At 59.6% G+C, this 15,178-nt stretch carries 15 protein-coding genes; 10 read left to right on the forward strand and 5 right to left on the reverse strand.

All coding sequences use genetic code 11. The features are described from left to right. The first annotated feature begins 1 nt into the window (after position 1). The 3 genes from AC1DZP_RS31390 to AC1DZP_RS31400 all read left to right on the forward strand — a co-directional run bounded on the left by AC1DZP_RS31390 (position 2) and on the right by AC1DZP_RS31400 (position 2,516). On the forward strand, positions 2-1,738 hold the full coding sequence (locus AC1DZP_RS31390; protein WP_477307722.1) for a GMC family oxidoreductase: 1,737 nt from the start codon (positions 2-4) through the stop codon (positions 1,736-1,738). A 115-nt stretch (positions 1,739-1,853) separates the two neighbouring features. Next, positions 1,854-2,261, forward strand: a complete 408-nt coding sequence (locus AC1DZP_RS31395) for a c-type cytochrome (RefSeq protein WP_477307724.1) — start codon at positions 1,854-1,856, stop codon at positions 2,259-2,261. A gap of 42 nt (positions 2,262-2,303) precedes the next feature. Continuing rightward, a complete protein-coding gene (locus tag AC1DZP_RS31400; protein ID WP_477307726.1) occupies positions 2,304-2,516 on the forward strand; it encodes a hypothetical protein in 213 nt (70 codons plus the stop codon). A 5-nt stretch (positions 2,517-2,521) separates the two neighbouring features. On the opposite strand, the gene AC1DZP_RS31405 is transcribed toward AC1DZP_RS31400, so the two are convergent. Further along, positions 2,522-2,893 carry a DUF488 domain-containing protein gene (locus AC1DZP_RS31405; RefSeq protein ID WP_477307728.1) on the reverse strand — a complete coding sequence of 124 codons (372 nt, stop codon included), beginning with the start codon at positions 2,891-2,893 and terminating at the stop codon, positions 2,522-2,524. A gap of 143 nt (positions 2,894-3,036) precedes the next feature. Here AC1DZP_RS31405 and fsa point away from each other — a divergent pair, with 143 nt between their 5' ends. Next, a complete protein-coding gene (gene fsa / locus AC1DZP_RS31410; protein ID WP_477307730.1) occupies positions 3,037-3,693 on the forward strand; it encodes a fructose-6-phosphate aldolase in 657 nt (218 codons plus the stop codon). Between the two features lie 116 nt (positions 3,694-3,809). Here the strand turns inward: fsa and AC1DZP_RS31415 are convergent, their stop codons facing one another. Next, positions 3,810-4,796: a hypothetical protein gene (locus AC1DZP_RS31415; RefSeq protein WP_477307732.1), complete on the reverse strand. Its 987-nt coding sequence runs from the start codon at positions 4,794-4,796 to the stop codon at positions 3,810-3,812. On the opposite strand from AC1DZP_RS31415, the gene AC1DZP_RS31420 reads away from it, so the two are divergent. The 6 genes from AC1DZP_RS31420 to AC1DZP_RS31445 all read left to right on the forward strand — a co-directional run bounded on the left by AC1DZP_RS31420 (position 4,795) and on the right by AC1DZP_RS31445 (position 10,279). Further along, positions 4,795-5,058: a hypothetical protein gene (locus AC1DZP_RS31420; RefSeq protein ID WP_477307734.1), complete on the forward strand. Its 264-nt coding sequence runs from the start codon at positions 4,795-4,797 to the stop codon at positions 5,056-5,058. The genes AC1DZP_RS31415 and AC1DZP_RS31420 overlap by 2 nt on opposite strands. Before the next feature lie 270 nt (positions 5,059-5,328). Continuing rightward, the gene (locus AC1DZP_RS31425) at positions 5,329-6,864 is read left to right on the forward strand and encodes an FAD-dependent oxidoreductase (RefSeq protein WP_477307736.1); all 1,536 of its coding nucleotides are present in this window, start codon (positions 5,329-5,331) and stop codon (positions 6,862-6,864) included. 98 nt (positions 6,865-6,962) lie between these two features. Then, on the forward strand, positions 6,963-7,250 hold the full coding sequence (locus tag AC1DZP_RS31430; protein ID WP_126067802.1) for a hypothetical protein: 288 nt from the start codon (positions 6,963-6,965) through the stop codon (positions 7,248-7,250). Between the two features lie 207 nt (positions 7,251-7,457). Continuing rightward, positions 7,458-8,279 (forward strand): universal stress protein, encoded by an 822-nt coding sequence (locus AC1DZP_RS31435; RefSeq protein ID WP_477307738.1) that lies wholly within the window; start codon positions 7,458-7,460, stop codon positions 8,277-8,279. A 138-nt stretch (positions 8,280-8,417) separates the two neighbouring features. Further along, positions 8,418-9,953 carry an FAD-dependent oxidoreductase gene (locus AC1DZP_RS31440; RefSeq protein WP_477307740.1) on the forward strand — a complete coding sequence of 512 codons (1,536 nt, stop codon included), beginning with the start codon at positions 8,418-8,420 and terminating at the stop codon, positions 9,951-9,953. A gap of 110 nt (positions 9,954-10,063) precedes the next feature. Next, complete coding sequence (locus tag AC1DZP_RS31445) at positions 10,064-10,279, forward strand: hypervirulence associated TUDOR domain-containing protein (RefSeq protein ID WP_199645970.1); 216 nt, start codon at positions 10,064-10,066, stop codon at positions 10,277-10,279. A 191-nt stretch (positions 10,280-10,470) separates the two neighbouring features. On the opposite strand, the gene AC1DZP_RS31450 is transcribed toward AC1DZP_RS31445, so the two are convergent. The 3 genes from AC1DZP_RS31450 to AC1DZP_RS31460 all read right to left on the reverse strand — a co-directional run bounded on the left by AC1DZP_RS31450 (position 10,471) and on the right by AC1DZP_RS31460 (position 15,168). Continuing rightward, positions 10,471-11,190 carry a uracil-DNA glycosylase family protein gene (locus tag AC1DZP_RS31450; protein ID WP_477307817.1) on the reverse strand — a complete coding sequence of 240 codons (720 nt, stop codon included), beginning with the start codon at positions 11,188-11,190 and terminating at the stop codon, positions 10,471-10,473. Between the two features lie 196 nt (positions 11,191-11,386). Continuing rightward, positions 11,387-12,682 carry a c-type cytochrome gene (locus tag AC1DZP_RS31455; RefSeq protein WP_477307742.1) on the reverse strand — a complete coding sequence of 432 codons (1,296 nt, stop codon included), beginning with the start codon at positions 12,680-12,682 and terminating at the stop codon, positions 11,387-11,389. 230 nt (positions 12,683-12,912) lie between these two features. After that, positions 12,913-15,168: a xanthine dehydrogenase family protein molybdopterin-binding subunit gene (locus AC1DZP_RS31460; RefSeq protein WP_477307744.1), complete on the reverse strand. Its 2,256-nt coding sequence runs from the start codon at positions 15,166-15,168 to the stop codon at positions 12,913-12,915. Positions 15,169-15,178 lie beyond the last annotated feature (10 nt).

The raw sequence follows: 15,178 nt of genomic DNA on the forward strand, positions 1-15,178 counted from the left end.
GATTGTCGGCCTTGGATGGACAGGCGGCATCATCGCCAAGGAGCTCGCGTCGACGAAGCTGAAAATCGTCGCCCTTGAGCGGGGAGGCCCGCGTGACACCAATCCGGACTTTATCGATCCGCAGATCCATGACGAACTGCGCTACGCCGCCCGCTACGACCTCATGCAGAACGTGCGGCGGGAAACCATCACCTTCCGCAACAATGAATCGCAAACGGCGCTGCCGATGCGACAGCTCGGCTCGTTCCTGCCTGGCCAGGGTGTCGGCGGCGCCGGCGTGCACTGGAACGGCGTCACCTGGCGATGGCTCGAGTGGGATCATCAGGCGCGCACCAGGACGATCGACAAATACGGCGAAAAGATCATCCCTTCGGACATGCATTTGCAGGACTGGCCGATCACCTATGACGATCTCGAGCCCTATTACGACAAGTTCGAGAAGACATGCGGTACTTCGGGCAAGGCCGGCAATCTCAACGGTCGGAAGGTCGATGGAGGCAATATCTTCGAGGGGGCGCGCAAGGACGAGTATCCCAATCCGCCGATGATTGCCGCGCAGAGCATGGTGATGTTCGACAAGGCCGCCCGCAATCTCGGCTACCACCCTTTTCCCAATCCTTCGTCAAACGCGTCGCGGGATTACGTCAATCCCGATGGCGTGGCCTTCGGCCAGTGTCACTATTGTGGTTTCTGCGAGCGTTTCGGCTGTGAGGCGAATGCCAAGGCGAGCCCACACTTCACCGTCATCCCACTGGCGTTGGAGAACCCGAATTTCGAACTGCGCACCAACTCGATCGTGCTGAAGGTCAATCTCGACTCGACCCGCAAGAAGGCAGTCAGCGTCACCTATCTCGACGCACGCGGGCGGGAATTCGAACAGCCTGCCGACCTCATCATTCTCTCCGCCTATGCGCTCGGCAACGTCAACCTGCTGCTCCATTCGGGGATCGGCGTGCCTTATGACCCGGCAACGGGAAAGGGCGTGGTCGGCCGCAACTATGCCTATCAGTGCGGTGGAGGGGCTACGGCCTTCTTCGACAAGGAAACCATCCTGAATCGCTTCATGGGCGCAGGCGCGCTCGGCACGACCATGGACGATTTCAACGGCGACAACTACGATTTCGTGAAGGCTGGCTACATCGGCGGCGGCGGCATCAGTTGCAGCAACTCGGGCGCCCGGCCTATCCAATCGCATCCAACGCCGCACGGCACGCCGCGTTGGGGCTCTGAATGGAAGAAGGCAGTGGTCGACAATTATGACCACGCGGCCAGCGTTGGCAATCAAGGCGCGGTGATGGCCTACCGACAGAACTATCTCAGCCTCGATCCAACCTACACCGACGTCTTTGGCCGTCCACTGATGAGGATGACGTTCGACTTCCAGGACAATGAGGTAAAGCAGATGAACGGTCAGGCTGACATCTGCGTAAAGATCGCCAAGGAGATGGGTGCGACCAAGGTCGATCGGAGCATTCCCCCCGTGCCCTATTCGATTGTGCCTTATCAGAGCACGCACAACACTGGCGGGGCAGTCTTTGGAGCTGATCCGAACACCAGCGTTCTGAATAAATATCTTCAGGTCTGGGATGTTCCAAACGTGTTCGTCACAGGCGCTTGCGTGTTTCCCCAGAACGCCGGGAAGAACCCGACCGGACCGGTAGGCGCTCTTGCCTACTGGGCGGTGGACGCGATCAAGAACCAGTATCTGAAGAACCCCGGCCCACTAGTTTCCTCCTGAGGCAACGCCTGCCGGATCCGCGGTTCGGATCCGGCAGGCTGGGCGTGTTTCGAACCCCATATTGCAGGGGGCCGGTTCGTCAGGAACCGACCCGCGCTCACTGAAAGAAGCAATCATGAAATCGACCTTGCTTGGATTGATGACTGCAATTCTCACTGCAGTCGGCTCGGCCCATGCGCAGGACTCGTCCCCCGGCAACGCCGAAGCCGGCGCCGTCGTCTTCAGGAGGTGCATGGCCTGCCACAAGGTCGGCCCTGACGCAGTGAACGGAGTAGGTCCGGTCTTGAATGGGGTCGTCGGCCGGGCGGCCGGCGCGTATCCCGATTACAGTTATTCAACGGCGAACAAGAATTCGGGTCTGACGTGGGACGAACCGACGCTGACGACCTATCTGCACGCGCCGCGCAAATTGGTGCCCGGCACAAAGATGACATTCGCCGGTCTCAACAAGGACCAGGAGATCGCCGACGTGATCGCCTATCTGAAACAGTTCAACGCTCAGGGCCAGAAGGTTGTCCCCTGAGTCAGGCGCGCGACCTGTCCCGCCTGCAAAAGCACAACTTTGATGAAATTTCTCCTGCACCAGGGTCTGGGCCATTTCACGATCCATCAGATCGGTGACTACTTGCGCAGCCATGGCACAGGTCATCACTGGATCGAGCGATATCGGGGTGACATCTTCGTGTTTGTGTCGGATGCAGCCGACCAGGCAATCCTTAGAAACGAATTCTCCAACCTCCTCGATGTTGTCGACGACCCGGAGACGGACGGGACATGACCTCTTTATCGATGTGCCAGCAAGATCTCCCTGAGAACGACGGCATCGTTGTGCGTCTCGTCGTGAGCCGAGTAGACGAGCGTGACCCTGCCTTCCCGCATCAGGCCATGCAATCGGTCGAGTTCATTGCGATGCTCCTGGATTTCGGCAGCGTATCGGCGCCGGAACTCCTCCCAGCGAGCTGGATCGTGTCCAAACCATTTCCGAAGCTCGGTGCTTGGCGCAATTTCCTTCATCCAAGTGTCGATTTCTGCTTCGGTCTTCTTGACCCCGCGCGGCCAAAGCCGGTCGACCAACACGCGCATGCCGTCGTCGGCAGCCGGGTCCTCATATGCCCGTTTCAATCTCACTCTCTCGTTGGAGATTTTCTCACTCATTGACTTCGCTCCTCACTATTCATTGCCTTCAAGTACATAGGGCGTGCGATCACAACTGCGAGAGCAAAATCATCTTTCTGGAACCAAGCTAAGGAAATCTCATCAAATCATTGATGGACGTATTCACGTTGAGGAGGAAGACAATGAAGTTCTTTATCGATACAGCCGATATTTCTGAAATTCGCGAGCTTGCTGCTGCTGGTTTTCTCGACGGGGTGACCACGAACCCGTCCCTTATCGCAAAGACCGGCCGACCGATTAGGGATGTGATCAAGGAAATTTGCCAGACAATCGAGGGCCCGGTTTCAGCGGAAGTCACCGCGATCCACTTCGACGGTATGATCGCCGAGGGAGAGCTTTTGGCCGGCATTGCCGCCAATGTGGCCGTCAAAGTGCCGTCCACCTGGGATGGGTTCAGGGCTTGCCGGGCGCTCAGTCAGCTCGGACACAAGGTCAATGTCACCCTGTGCTTTTCGGCCAACCAGGCACTGCTCGCAGCCAAGGCAGGCGCGACCTTCATTTCGCCGTTCGTTGGCAGGCTGGATGATCTTGGTCTGGACGGAATGGAGGTAATCCGGGAAATCCGCAAGATCTACGACAACGACAAATCCTTCACGACGGAAATCCTGGCGTCCTCAATTCGCACCCCTCTCCATGTCAAACAGGCGGCGATCGCAGGCGCCAATATCGCGACCGTGCCACCTGCGGTGCTCAGAAACCTCGCCAAACACCCGCTCACCGACAGGGGACTTGAGTCCTTTCTCGCCGACTGGAGCAAGACGGGGCAAGCGATCCTGTAATCGCCCGCAGCAGGCTTCCCTGGGAGACACCTTGCCGTCCGCCAGCCACATCATCGCGTGTGTAGGAGGGTCTCGCGAGGACTTGGACCGGGCATCACGGGCCGAGGTCCTGATCGTCAGTTGCCAGCGCCGAGGATGTTGGACACGCCATTGTCCTTGGATTCCTTCGCGGCTAACCGGTCAACGATGCCCTTTTTGATGCCATCTACCATTGCCTGAAGCTCAGGCCGCATGGATTCTATGGCTAGTTTTTCAGCTGGCATGTCGACAAACAGCCGGTTCGCGGTAAGGCGCGAGCTGACGTCATCGAAAATCATGCCGGGCTTGAAGCTTTCATACATGGAAGTCGCCGACCAATGTGTGGGGTCGGAATTATCGACGTCTATCAAGCATCGATGTGACTGATCCATATGTGACATCTGGCTCTCGATCTCGCCGCGAACGCTGCAGCCGAAGTCGACAACGTATCTCCGTTCCGCTGCTTCGTACTCACCATCCATGAAGCGAGACCATCGAAAGTCCAGAAGTCGTGGCTGTCCCTGTCTGGTGTAGCCATATGAGTTCCGGGCCTTGATCGACTGGTAGAGTATGGTGTCGAAATCCTTTTCCTTGAGGTCAACACCCTCGCATTGTGCGTACACCAACGACGCGTCCATTACCAAAAGCGAGTGAGCCTTCTCCTCTCGTGACTCGCATCGGTCAAACACCAGTTCGATCCGGAAGATGCGATCCATAAAGGAATATGCGGTCGCTGTGGCCTCTCTTCCTATCGAGCACACGGATTTCTCGATCTGTTGCGCAACATATCGCCGGTCTGGATCTCGATCTACGCGCGGATTCTCTTTGCCAACTACGAACACCAATGACATGAAGTCGTGCACTGCAACCGGCGAGAAAAGGTCAGCCCCGATTGTGGTCCCCAAATCGACGGTCTCCACCGGCACGGAGTGTTGCACTCCGTGGGCACATTTTGCGTTCGCCCCTAGAGCAGCCTCAAGCTCGGAGGGCGATTTCTGCAATTGTTCAGACCAGACGAATGCCTGAGCGGAGGCCAAAGATGGCATCAGGGTGAGAGCCGCTAGGGCCAGTCTGATTGCGTGCATGGGCATCTCCCTGGGCTTCGTAAGGGTTGTCTATCTGCTGCCTGCTCAACCTGCAAGAATCGGTGGTCTTTTCCTGGACTTCACACCCTTCAAGGTTTTCTGGGCGGCGGCGAGAGCGATCGAGAAGCCCGTCATCAACGCACGCCGGACCACCATTGAAGGCGCGAACGATAGGCTATGGCACAACGTCGCGATGGTGGTGTCGGCGTCGACGAGAAAGGCAAAGCGAGAAGCCAAACCTGCTTCGCAAAGAACCTGCTAGCAACTTGCCTCCCCAGCAAAAGCCGTTGTTTAACGTATCATAAAAATTGCATGCAATTGCTGATTAAATTCGTTTGCACGATACCTAAGAAGGCGGGAGACTACACTGTGTATGCGGCTCGGTCGCAACGAGTGAGCTGGTCTGGGCCTTTGGCAGTCCTGAAAACCTGACGACGCGCTAGCCAGGCAAAGAATATTGCGATGTTGGTGGGCTTAGGAGTTCCCGCTTCACCGTACACGTGATGACACGGGATCGCCAAGGGAGAAGAAAATGGCTGAAGGCCATAGCAAACTGGATGGGCCGGATCTGGCTCAGGGGATCGCGTTCTCCGATCTTCCCGATGGCGGAAAGCTGATAGGCCATAGCGGCGATGAACAGGTGCTGCTGGTGCGCCGTGGGGCCGAGGTTTTCGCCGTCGGGGCGACCTGCACACATTACGGCGGGCCGCTCGTCGACGGTCTTGTGGTGGAGGATACCGTTCGGTGTCCCTGGCATCACGCGTGCTTCGATTTGCGCACAGGCGAGGCCTTAAGAGCGCCTGCCTTCAATCCACTCGCTTGCTGGTCGGTTGAGCAGCGCGATGATCGGATATTCGTCGGCGAGAAACTCAAACGGACAGCTCCGAAACCACGCACCGGAGGCTCCGGCCAGGTCCCCAAGAAAATCGTCATTGTCGGCGGCGGTGCAGCGGGTTTCGCAGCGGCTGAAATGCTGCGGCGGGAGCACTACCAGGGCAGCATCGTCATGATCAGCGACGACCATGCGCCGCCCGTCGACCGACCCAACCTCTCCAAGGACTACCTCGCAGGAAAGGCCCCGGAGGATTGGATTCCGCTCCGCGGCGAGAAGTTCTATTCAAAAAACAACGTCGACCTGCGTCTCAATGTGAAGGCCGTTGACATCGATCTGCGGTCCCGCGAGGTCATCCTCGCTGATGAAGGAAGGATTCCTTACCACAGGCTGCTGCTTGCGACCGGCGCCGAACCCGTCCATCTTACCATCCCCGGCGCCGACCTGCCTCACGTTCACACGCTGCGCTCGTTTGCAGATTGCAAGGCGATCATCGAGCAGGCCAACACGGCAAGCCGCGCGATCGTGCTTGGAGCCAGTTTCATCGGGCTCGAGGTTGCCGCGGCCCTGCGGGCGCGCGATATCGAGGTTCATGTCGTGGCGCCGGAAAAACGGCCCATGGAACGGGTCCTGGGGCCGCAAATGGGCGACTTCATCCGCGCCCTCCATGAAGAGCATGGCGTCGTATTCCATCTCGAGAACACGGCGATAAGCGTCGACGGCAGGAAGGTGAAACTTAGCAGTGGCGGTACGTTGGCGGCGGATTTCGTCGTCGCCGGCATCGGCGTGCGGCCGCGGACCGGACTTGCCAAGACGGCGGGGCTAGTCGTTGGCCACGGCGTTGTTGTGGACGCCTTTCTGGAAACGAGCGAGCCAGGGATATTCGCGGCCGGCGACATTGCGCAGTGGCCAGATCCCCACAGTGGCGAGAACATTCGGGTCGAGCATTGGGTGGTTGCAGAGAGGCAGGGGCAAACAGCGGCCCTGAACATGCTCGGCGATCGGGAGAAATTCGCGGCCGTGCCGTTCTTCTGGAGCCAGCATTACGATGTTCCCATCAACTATGTCGGCCATGCCGGACAATGGGATGAGATCGCGGTCGATGGAGACATCACAGCCAAGGATTGTCTGCTGCGCTTCAAACGCGAAGGACGCACGCTGGCTGTTGCCTCGATCTTCCGCGACATCGAAAGTCTGAAGGCAGAGATGGAAATGGAGCACCAGATGGCGACTTAGCAAAGCGCTCTCGGGCGCCGCAGTCCGAAGAAGAGCGCAATGAGAAATGGCTGAGCGGAATGCCGTCGTGACCGAAAGGAGTTCGGATTATGTCCACAATGCAACAGGAACTGAGCACCACCAATGGTTTGGGCACGGTCGCGCCCGCTCAACATTATTCAACGATCGTCAAATTCATGGAGGCGGTCGCTAAGGACGAGCCCAACGAGACGTCGACGTCGGTTGAAATCTTCTCGATCAATGGCCAGTGGTACTGCCAAGTCCGTCGCGGCGATGAAAAGACCAAGCCGATGGGCCCCTATACCAAACTACAGGCCGAGCGGATCCAGGAAGCTAGGAGAATGTTGATCGCGAAGAAAGGTACTGCCCGGATCATGTTCGAGTAGGGCGAGGAACATCGACGGTCACCCCAGCCGGCGAACGCTTCATGACGATGATCGTTGTGACGCCGAGCTTTTTGAGGCGTTGCAGGGCAGAGCTTCGTCCTTCTAACGCTTGATGACAGCTGACGCGCCGCGTTTTGCGGCGCATCGCCGGTTGGTCTTTCTCCCTTAGCAGGATCGACTCATTACCCATCCAAGGAAGGAAATCCAATGGCCTACAAGTCAATCGTCCTCAATCTCGACATCGACGGTATGGTCGCTCCTGTTATCAAGCTCGGTGTCGAATTGGCCCAGCGGTTCGATGCGCGCCTGATCGGCCTTTCGGCCGCCGACGTTCCGCCGCCCGTTGTAATGGAAGGAGGAGTGGCCTTCGACGGAGAGAGCATGATGTGCCAGCGCAAGAACATCGAGCGACGAATTGAGGAACTCCGCGCGGAATTCGAAGATCTTGCTGGCGCAACGGTTGAGACGGAATGGCGTGGGGCCGTGGGCAATCCGACTGGCTTACTGATCGGCTCGGCGCGTATGGCCGATCTCATCGTCACAGCATCGCCCGAGGGTGCCTCTTCTGGCAACGTCCATCGGTCCACCGATCTCGGCAACCTGATCCTTCAAGCGGGACGACCTGTACTGGTCGCCTCAACCAACCAGGAAAATTTCCGCATCAACAAGGTTCTTGTAGCATGGAAAGACACGCGTGAAGCCAGGCGTGCGGTTACTGATGCTATGCCCTTTTTGCAAATGGCCCAGGAGGTTCGTGTCGTTACGATCGACAATGACGTAACGGACGAAACCTGGAACAGTCTGGATGATGTCGTCGCCTTACTTTCCTTTCACGGCGTAAAGGCGAAGGCGGAAGTGTTTCCGGAAAAATCCGATGGCGGAACGATCGCCGATGTGGCCGACGCGATGCATGCGGATCTGGTCATATCCGGCGCCTACGGCCACAGCAAATTCAGGGAGTGGATCTTCGGCGGTGCTACCCGCTCGCTGCTGGAAAATGATCGATTGAACCGGGTCATGTCGAATTGATCACGTTGCCCGAGAGTCGGTGCGCACCGTCAGATTGGAAAATGCGAGCGGGAACCCTGCCCTGGCGGAGCGTTTCGTCTCGCCGTCCCCGGAGCGAGTTGCACGCCCAGGCTGCAGGATCGAGTAAGGAGGCTTTTCATGAACTCCAGTACACCTGACATTGACTATTTGGACTTCGGCATTGGCATCCTTCTGAGCCAGATTGCAGACGGCGCCATGCTCGCCGGCCGTGTTGACAACGAGCCCGTCTTGCTGGCGCGCCGAGGCGAGGAGATATTCGCCGTTGGATCGGTTTGCACGCACTACGGCGCACCGCTCGCCGACGGACTCCTCGTCGACGACACCGTTCGTTGTCCCTGGCATCATGCCTGCTTCAGTCTGCGCACGGGGGAGGTGCTCCGCGCCCCTGCCCTGACATCGATCCCGTGTTTTGATGTCGAGCGTAAAGACGGCCGCATACGGGTTCGGGCGCGGCGCAAGCCCGCATCGCGCCGGTCGCTTCCAGCCCACTCCGGCCTGCCCGACTCGATCGTGATCGTCGGCGGCGGCGCTGCTGGCCAAGCGGCCGCTGAAACCCTCCGGCGTGAGGGCTACAACGGCCGGCTGACGATGCTGAGCGCCGATACGTCGGCCCCTTGCGACCGTCCTAACCTGTCGAAGGGGTATCTCACGGGGACCGCCTCGGACGACTCGAATCCGCTGCGCACGGCTGAATTCTACCAAGCTCAGGACATCCAGCTGAAGCTGGGTGCGCGTGTGGGTTTCATCGGCACAAGGGCACGGCACGTCGAACTCACTGATGGGACCCGATATGCCTATGACGCGTTGCTGCTGGCCACGGGCGCCGAGCCCGTGCGGCTGGGTGCAGGCGACGAACGACCTCACGTCCGCTACCTACGGACGCTTGCCGATGCCCATGCGTTGAACGCCGACGCTGTCGCGTCACGTCGGGCCGTGGTGATCGGCGCCAGCTTCATCGGCTTGGAAGTTGCTGCGTCGCTGCGCGCGCGTGGCGTCGACGTCCATGTGGTCGCCCCCGGAGCAATCCCCATGCAGCGGATTCTTGGCGACGACCTCGGGCAGCATATCCGGACGCTTCACGAGCATCATAGTGTGGTCTTCCACCTCGGCACGACGGCGGCTTCGATCGGTGTCGGCGGCGTCACCCTGAAGAATGGGGCCACACTCGCGGCCGATTTTGTTGTCGCGGGGATCGGCGTGCGCCCAACTCTGACACTGGCCAAGCAGGCCGGGTTGGAGCTCGACCGCGGAGTGACGGTGGACCCCTATCTGGAAACCAGCGTTCCGGGGATTTTCGCCGCCGGCGACATCGCGCGCTGGCCCGACCGCCGCACGGGTGAGAACATTCGCGTCGAGCACTGGGTGGTCGCTGAGCGCCAAGGGCAGACCGCCGCACGCAACATGCTCGGACGGCGTGAGCGGTTCGATTGCGTGCCCTTTTTCTGGACCGAACAGTACGACTTCAGCTTGGCCTACGTCGGCCACGCCGAAGGATGGGACAAGGCAGAAATCGACGGTGATCTCTCAGCAAGAGACTGCACAGTCACCTATCGCCGTGGCGGCCAGAAGCTGGCCGAGGCCTTCGTCCATCGCGACTTGGCGGGACTCCGCGCCGAACTGGAGTTCGAGCGGGCGATGGTCAGGAACGAGTGACCGCCAAGATCCAGTCCCTCAGCCTGCACCTGAATTGCGTCTGCCCAAGCGGAGCACAGAGAATGACAGAACACAAGAAGGTACCGCGGCCCCGCGCCGCGACGCTCGTGATGACGAAACGGTTTGAGGTCGGGGATCGGGTGAGTTGGAATTCGGAGGCTGGTCGCGTCAGCGGTACGGTCGTTGAGATTCATACCCAAGATGTAGACTACAAGGGCCACACGCATCACGCGAGCCCGCAGTCTCCACAATACGAGATCAAGAGCAGCAAGACCGACCACGTGGCCCTGCACCGCGGCCAGGTGCTCACACGATTGAGCGACTGACGGCCTAGCCGAATTGATCGAATCAATCAGGCTGCGTAGGCGTGCGGTCATGGCGTTTCGGAGTGCTCCCGTGGATTCATTGCCGAATAGCCGTCGACGATCCCGCTCGCCGCGGGGCGACAACCGTTCGACTGCTGAGGAGTGTCACGGCTGCGGTTAATACGACCGGTACCGAGTCCGCCGCGAGTTGATCATGACGCCGGCTCATGACGGGCAGCTGCGCCGCTGAGGATGGCAGCAACCCGGGTGCGAAGATGAGGCGCCAATTCGTTCTCGAACCACGGGTTGCGACGCAGCCAGACTGTACTGCGCCACGATGGATGAGGCAGCGGGATCACTGCGGGACCATAGGTGCGCCATGCGGCGACGGTCGCGGTCATCGACGGCCCCGATGTGTGCTGCAACGCCCACCGTTGAGCGTAAGCACCGACGAGGAGCGTCAGTTCCACCCTCGGCAGGCACGCCAGAAGCGACCGGCGCCAGAGCGTGGCGCACCGGGGCGGTGGCGGATAGTCGCCGCCTTTGGGATTGGTCCCAGGAAAGCAGAACGCCATCGGAGCCACGCCGATTCGCGAGTCCCCATAGAAGACATGACGATCGAGCCCAAGCCACTCGCGCAAGCGATCACCTGAAGGGTCGTCGAACGGCAATCCGCTCTCATGCACCCGTCGTCCTGGCGCTTGGCCGCAGATCAAGAGCCGGGTCTCGGAGGTTACCTGCACCACCGGACGGGGTTCATGGCTGAATTCCCCAGCACATGCGCGACAGGCACGAATGTTCGAGAGTAACGCGTCGAGTTGCGACTCTTCCGAGCTAACGCTTGTTTTGGGGCTCCGCAGGTCGAAGTTAGTTGCAGCAATGTCCACCAGGTCGTTCCATTCCTGAGATGAGAGAAGCCTCCGTGGCATCATGCCCAAACAGGAGGACGGCCGCGATGACGAACAACAGTACGGCGATCACTCGATAAAGGGTTCCGATTTGAGGCGGGTCGCCCGCCCTCCTTGGCCGAGCAGTCCGAAATTCTTGCCGCATAATTGGCCTCGAACCTAGCCTCTTTGCGCATCCAGCCAGCCGTTGCAACAACCTCATTCATGCTGGTCTTTTGGGTCACTGTTTGGCGGCTCGCGCCTCCATGATGAGAACGGACACGTTCGACCATGCGGGCTTCTCGGAGAAGCGGCTGCGCACAAACGTCACCAGGTCAGCAAGGTCGCTGGCGGAGAGCGATCCGCCGAACGCCGGCATGGAGTGGTCGAGAGCGTTCTGGGGCGGCTCGATGCCTTGGTCGATAATGTGGATCAGGTTTCTCGGGTCAGGCCCGCTCACGACGCTGCTTAGCGCCAAAGGCGCCGTGTTGGTGCCGGCGCGGTGGCAGTTCGCGCAGACGCGGGCGAAAGTCGCCTCGCCGCGCTCGGAGGCGGCACCCAGCTGCGACGGTGCCGGCGAAGACGGGCCGAAAGCGACCTTCTCGGCGAAGGACTTGGCTGCCTTCGTCCGCGCGTCCACGTTGGTCTGATCCTGGAAGGAGAGGATATAGGTCGCGATGGCGTAGGCGTCGTCTTCCGAAAGTGAGCCGAGTCCATTGACCACAGCTGTCATGGTACCGGCAGCGATGCCATGATCGCCATCCCAACCATCAAGAAGAAAGTTGACCATAGCGTCGGCCGTCCACGGTGCCGGCGCAGGCGAGGCCATGTTCAGCGCCGGCGCATGCCAACCTTCCAGCGTTTCGCCGGCAAAACGGGCGCTGCTGCGGCGCTCGGCACCGAGGATGTTGCGTGGAGTGTGGCATGCGCCGCAATGGCCAATACCCTCAACGAGATAAGCACCCCGGTTCCATTGGTCGTCGCGTGCCGGGTCGGGCGAGTAGGCGCCTTGGCGCAGGAATAAGAAATTCCAGCCGGCGAGCAGGACGCGCACGTTGTATGGGAACGGTAGTTCGTTCTTCGGTTTTGGCGCACTGACCGGGGGAAGGGTCATCAAATACGCGTAGATCGCAGCGATATCGTCGTCCTTGACTTTGGTGAAATGGTCGTAGGGGAAGGCAGGGTACAGATAGCGGCCGAGGCGATCTACGCCCTCCCTGAGCGCGCGGGTGAAGGCGGGCAGTGACCAAGCGCCTATGCCCGTATCGACGTCCGGCGTGATGTTTGTCGAGACGATGGTGCCAAAGGGCGTCCTGATCTCGCGACCGCCGGCGAGAGACTCACCCCCCGGTTTAGTATGGCAGACTGCGCAATCACCGATCGCGACGAGGCTAGCGCCCTTGTCGATCACGGTCTTGTCGAAGGCGTTGACGGCTAACGGTTTGATCGCATCAATCTCGGAATATCGGTCTACCCACGCGTAAAGACCTACGATCACCAGGAAGAGGACAATAAGGGCAGAGATCAAATAACGCATGGCGTCCACCCTTTCACAACAATCCTCCCTCCATATCGACGCATCGGCAGTAAAGGTTCCGTCGCAAAGTTCAGAATAACCGCACGCGCTACTATTCGGCTTTCTTCACTAGGCGAGACAACATCACTTCCAAAATGAGGTGACTTTCATGCAGCTGCGCCAGTTACAGAAAGTTTGTAACAAAACTGACGCATAACCGTGCCGGTCTTCTTTTGTCCTGGTTGGAGAGGTCAGCCTTTCTTGGCGTCCATCGCCGCCTTCACGCGATCAGGCGTGAAAGGCAACGTGCGCAACCGCACGCCTGCTGCATCGAATATTGCATTCGTCACTGCCGCGGCAGTCGGCCCCTGACCAGCTTCCCCGGTGCCGAGGAACGGCATGCCCGGCTGATTGATCACCGCAACGTCTATGCTGGGCACTTCCTGGAAAGTGATAATCGGATAGCTCGCCCAATCGGCTGACAGGATCGCCGAATCGCTGAATCTAACTTCCTCCTTGAGCGTCCAACTCAATGACTGGATAACCGCTCCTTCCATCTGGTTGGCGATACCGTTCGGGTTGACGACCTGACCGCTGTCGTCGGCGACCGACGCTCTCAGCACCTGCACCCGCCCGCTACGCGGGGTGACGCGAACCTCTATCGCAACCGCGGTCAATGCCGCGTAGTTCTTGTATCGCGCGAAAGCGATGCCGCGGCCCTGGTTTGGTTTACGCTTGTAGTTGCTCCAGCCGAACAGGTCGGCCGCCTTCGTCAGCACGGCCCGCGCCCGGTCGTCCTTGAGAAAGCGCAGTCGGTACTCGAGCGGGTCCACCTTCGCGTCATGCGCCAACTCATCGATGAAGGACTCCAACGCGAAGACGTTTGCATAGGCGCCGAGCGAGCGCGTAGACGACACGCGAATCGGCATCTCGCTGACAAAATGCGTTGTTACGGTCTGCCCCGGAAACTCGTACAGCGGGATGGCGTTGCGGCCAGCGCCATAATTCGGACCGGAGATTTCTTTTGGCGTCGGCTGCTCGAACGGCGGATCAAGATAGCGCGCCGACAGGAGGTTGCCTGGGTTTCCACCCGGCCGCGTGGCGTGCGACGTGGACCACACGTCGGTTTCCCAATCGAGCACGTTGCCGTCGCCGTCCACGCCGGCCTTGATCTTAATGACCATCGCGGGGCCGTAAGGCTCCCACTGGTGCTCCTGGGCGCGCGTGTACTGAAGTTTCACCGTTGTGCCAGGAACGGCAGCTGCCAACAACGCCGCGTCGGCCGCGGCATCATCGGCCATGTTGTGACCGTAGCAACCTGAGCCCTGGGTGTGGATGCAGCGGACCTTGTCAGTATCCACCTTCAGCATCTTCGCGATCGCTTCCGCGGTCTGCCACACGCTTTGGCTGTGCGTGTGGATGGTCATCACACCGTCCGCGCCCAGCTGCGCGATAGCCGCCGACGTTCCAATAGAACCGTGCATGACATACGGCCGTTGAAACGTCGCCTCAATCGTCTTGACGGGTGCGGCGCCGTCTGCGCGCTTCTGGTCGTGGATTATGTTAGGACTGCTCGGCGCCTTCAACAGCCAGTCATAAATGCCTGCGTTCCCGATCATGTCGTTGGGAACGTCCCACTTCCCGGCCGTGCCCAGCGCGGCCGAGGCCGCCATGGCCTCGTCTTTCGTCTTGGCTATCACGCCAAGAAAGCTGCCGTTGCGCACCACCTTAATCACGCCGGGCATCTTCTCGATCGGCCCTGTGTCGATACTTGTCAGCTTCGATCGGTAGTTGGGCGGGCGAGCGACCATACCGTAGACCACACCATCGGGGTGCATATCTTGAACGAAGGACTCGCCACCGGTCATCTTCGCCGGAATGTCGACGCGCGGCACCGAGGTACCTTCGATCGTGTATATCGCCGGGTCCTTCAGTATCGGCTTCCCGGTTGCGTTGACGTCCAGTGCCTTGCCGACCACGAGTTCCCAGTAGGTCGTGGTCTTGCCATTGGCGGCAGTAATGGTGCCGTCCTTGACCTTCATGGTTTCAGCTGGCTGACCGAGCTTTTCTGCTGCCAACCCGAGAAGGATGCCACGGACTTCGGCCGAAGCATATTGGACAGCGGTCCCACCGTCAGGCATCGACGTCGAACCCGAGGTGACACCTTCGTCCGGGCAGAGTTTGGTGTCGCCGGCGATGATCTGCAAGCGGCTGAAATCGACGTCGAGCTCTTCGGCGCATACTTGCCCGATGGCGGTTCTGTTGCCTTGGCCGAATTCGACCTTACCGATCAACAGCGTGACGGTTCCGTCCGAGTTGATGCGCAGCCAGGCGCTGAGCATCGGGTTATTCTTCAGGTCATGCGGAAGACCCGGTCCACCAGCAATACCCAACGCCTCCGGCGCCTGCTGACCGAACAAATTCGACGGCATGGCAAAGGTCAAAGTAAGAAAGCCAGTCGTTGCGAGAAGCTCGCGCCGGGTCATCTTTTTGAGCATTGTGTTCATGATTGGCCTC

The organism is Mesorhizobium sp. P2_F8, assembly GCF_056403655.1.

Bases quoted from the DNA above. Each gene is read 5' to 3' on its own strand.
- AC1DZP_RS31425 (WP_477307736.1), top strand. From the start codon at position 5,329: ATGGCTGAAGGCCATAGCAAACTGGATGGGCCGGATCTGGCTCAGGGG.
- AC1DZP_RS31395 (WP_477307724.1), top strand. From the start codon at position 1,854: ATGAAATCGACCTTGCTTGGATTGATGACTGCAATTCTCACTGCAGTC.
- AC1DZP_RS31430 (WP_126067802.1), top strand. From the start codon at position 6,963: ATGCAACAGGAACTGAGCACCACCAATGGTTTGGGCACGGTCGCGCCC.
- AC1DZP_RS31435 (WP_477307738.1), top strand. From the start codon at position 7,458: ATGGCCTACAAGTCAATCGTCCTCAATCTCGACATCGACGGTATGGTC.
- AC1DZP_RS31415 (WP_477307732.1), bottom strand. From the start codon at position 4,796: ATGCACGCAATCAGACTGGCCCTAGCGGCTCTCACCCTGATGCCATCT.
- AC1DZP_RS31405 (WP_477307728.1), bottom strand. From the start codon at position 2,893: ATGAGTGAGAAAATCTCCAACGAGAGAGTGAGATTGAAACGGGCATAT.
- AC1DZP_RS31400 (WP_477307726.1), top strand. From the start codon at position 2,304: ATGAAATTTCTCCTGCACCAGGGTCTGGGCCATTTCACGATCCATCAG.
- AC1DZP_RS31445 (WP_199645970.1), top strand. From the start codon at position 10,064: ATGACGAAACGGTTTGAGGTCGGGGATCGGGTGAGTTGGAATTCGGAG.
- AC1DZP_RS31455 (WP_477307742.1), bottom strand. From the start codon at position 12,682: ATGCGTTATTTGATCTCTGCCCTTATTGTCCTCTTCCTGGTGATCGTA.
- AC1DZP_RS31460 (WP_477307744.1), bottom strand. From the start codon at position 15,168: ATGAACACAATGCTCAAAAAGATGACCCGGCGCGAGCTTCTCGCAACG.
- AC1DZP_RS31440 (WP_477307740.1), top strand. From the start codon at position 8,418: ATGAACTCCAGTACACCTGACATTGACTATTTGGACTTCGGCATTGGC.
- fsa (WP_477307730.1), top strand. From the start codon at position 3,037: ATGAAGTTCTTTATCGATACAGCCGATATTTCTGAAATTCGCGAGCTT.
- AC1DZP_RS31450 (WP_477307817.1), bottom strand. From the start codon at position 11,190: ATGATGCCACGGAGGCTTCTCTCATCTCAGGAATGGAACGACCTGGTG.
- AC1DZP_RS31420 (WP_477307734.1), top strand. From the start codon at position 4,795: ATGGGCATCTCCCTGGGCTTCGTAAGGGTTGTCTATCTGCTGCCTGCT.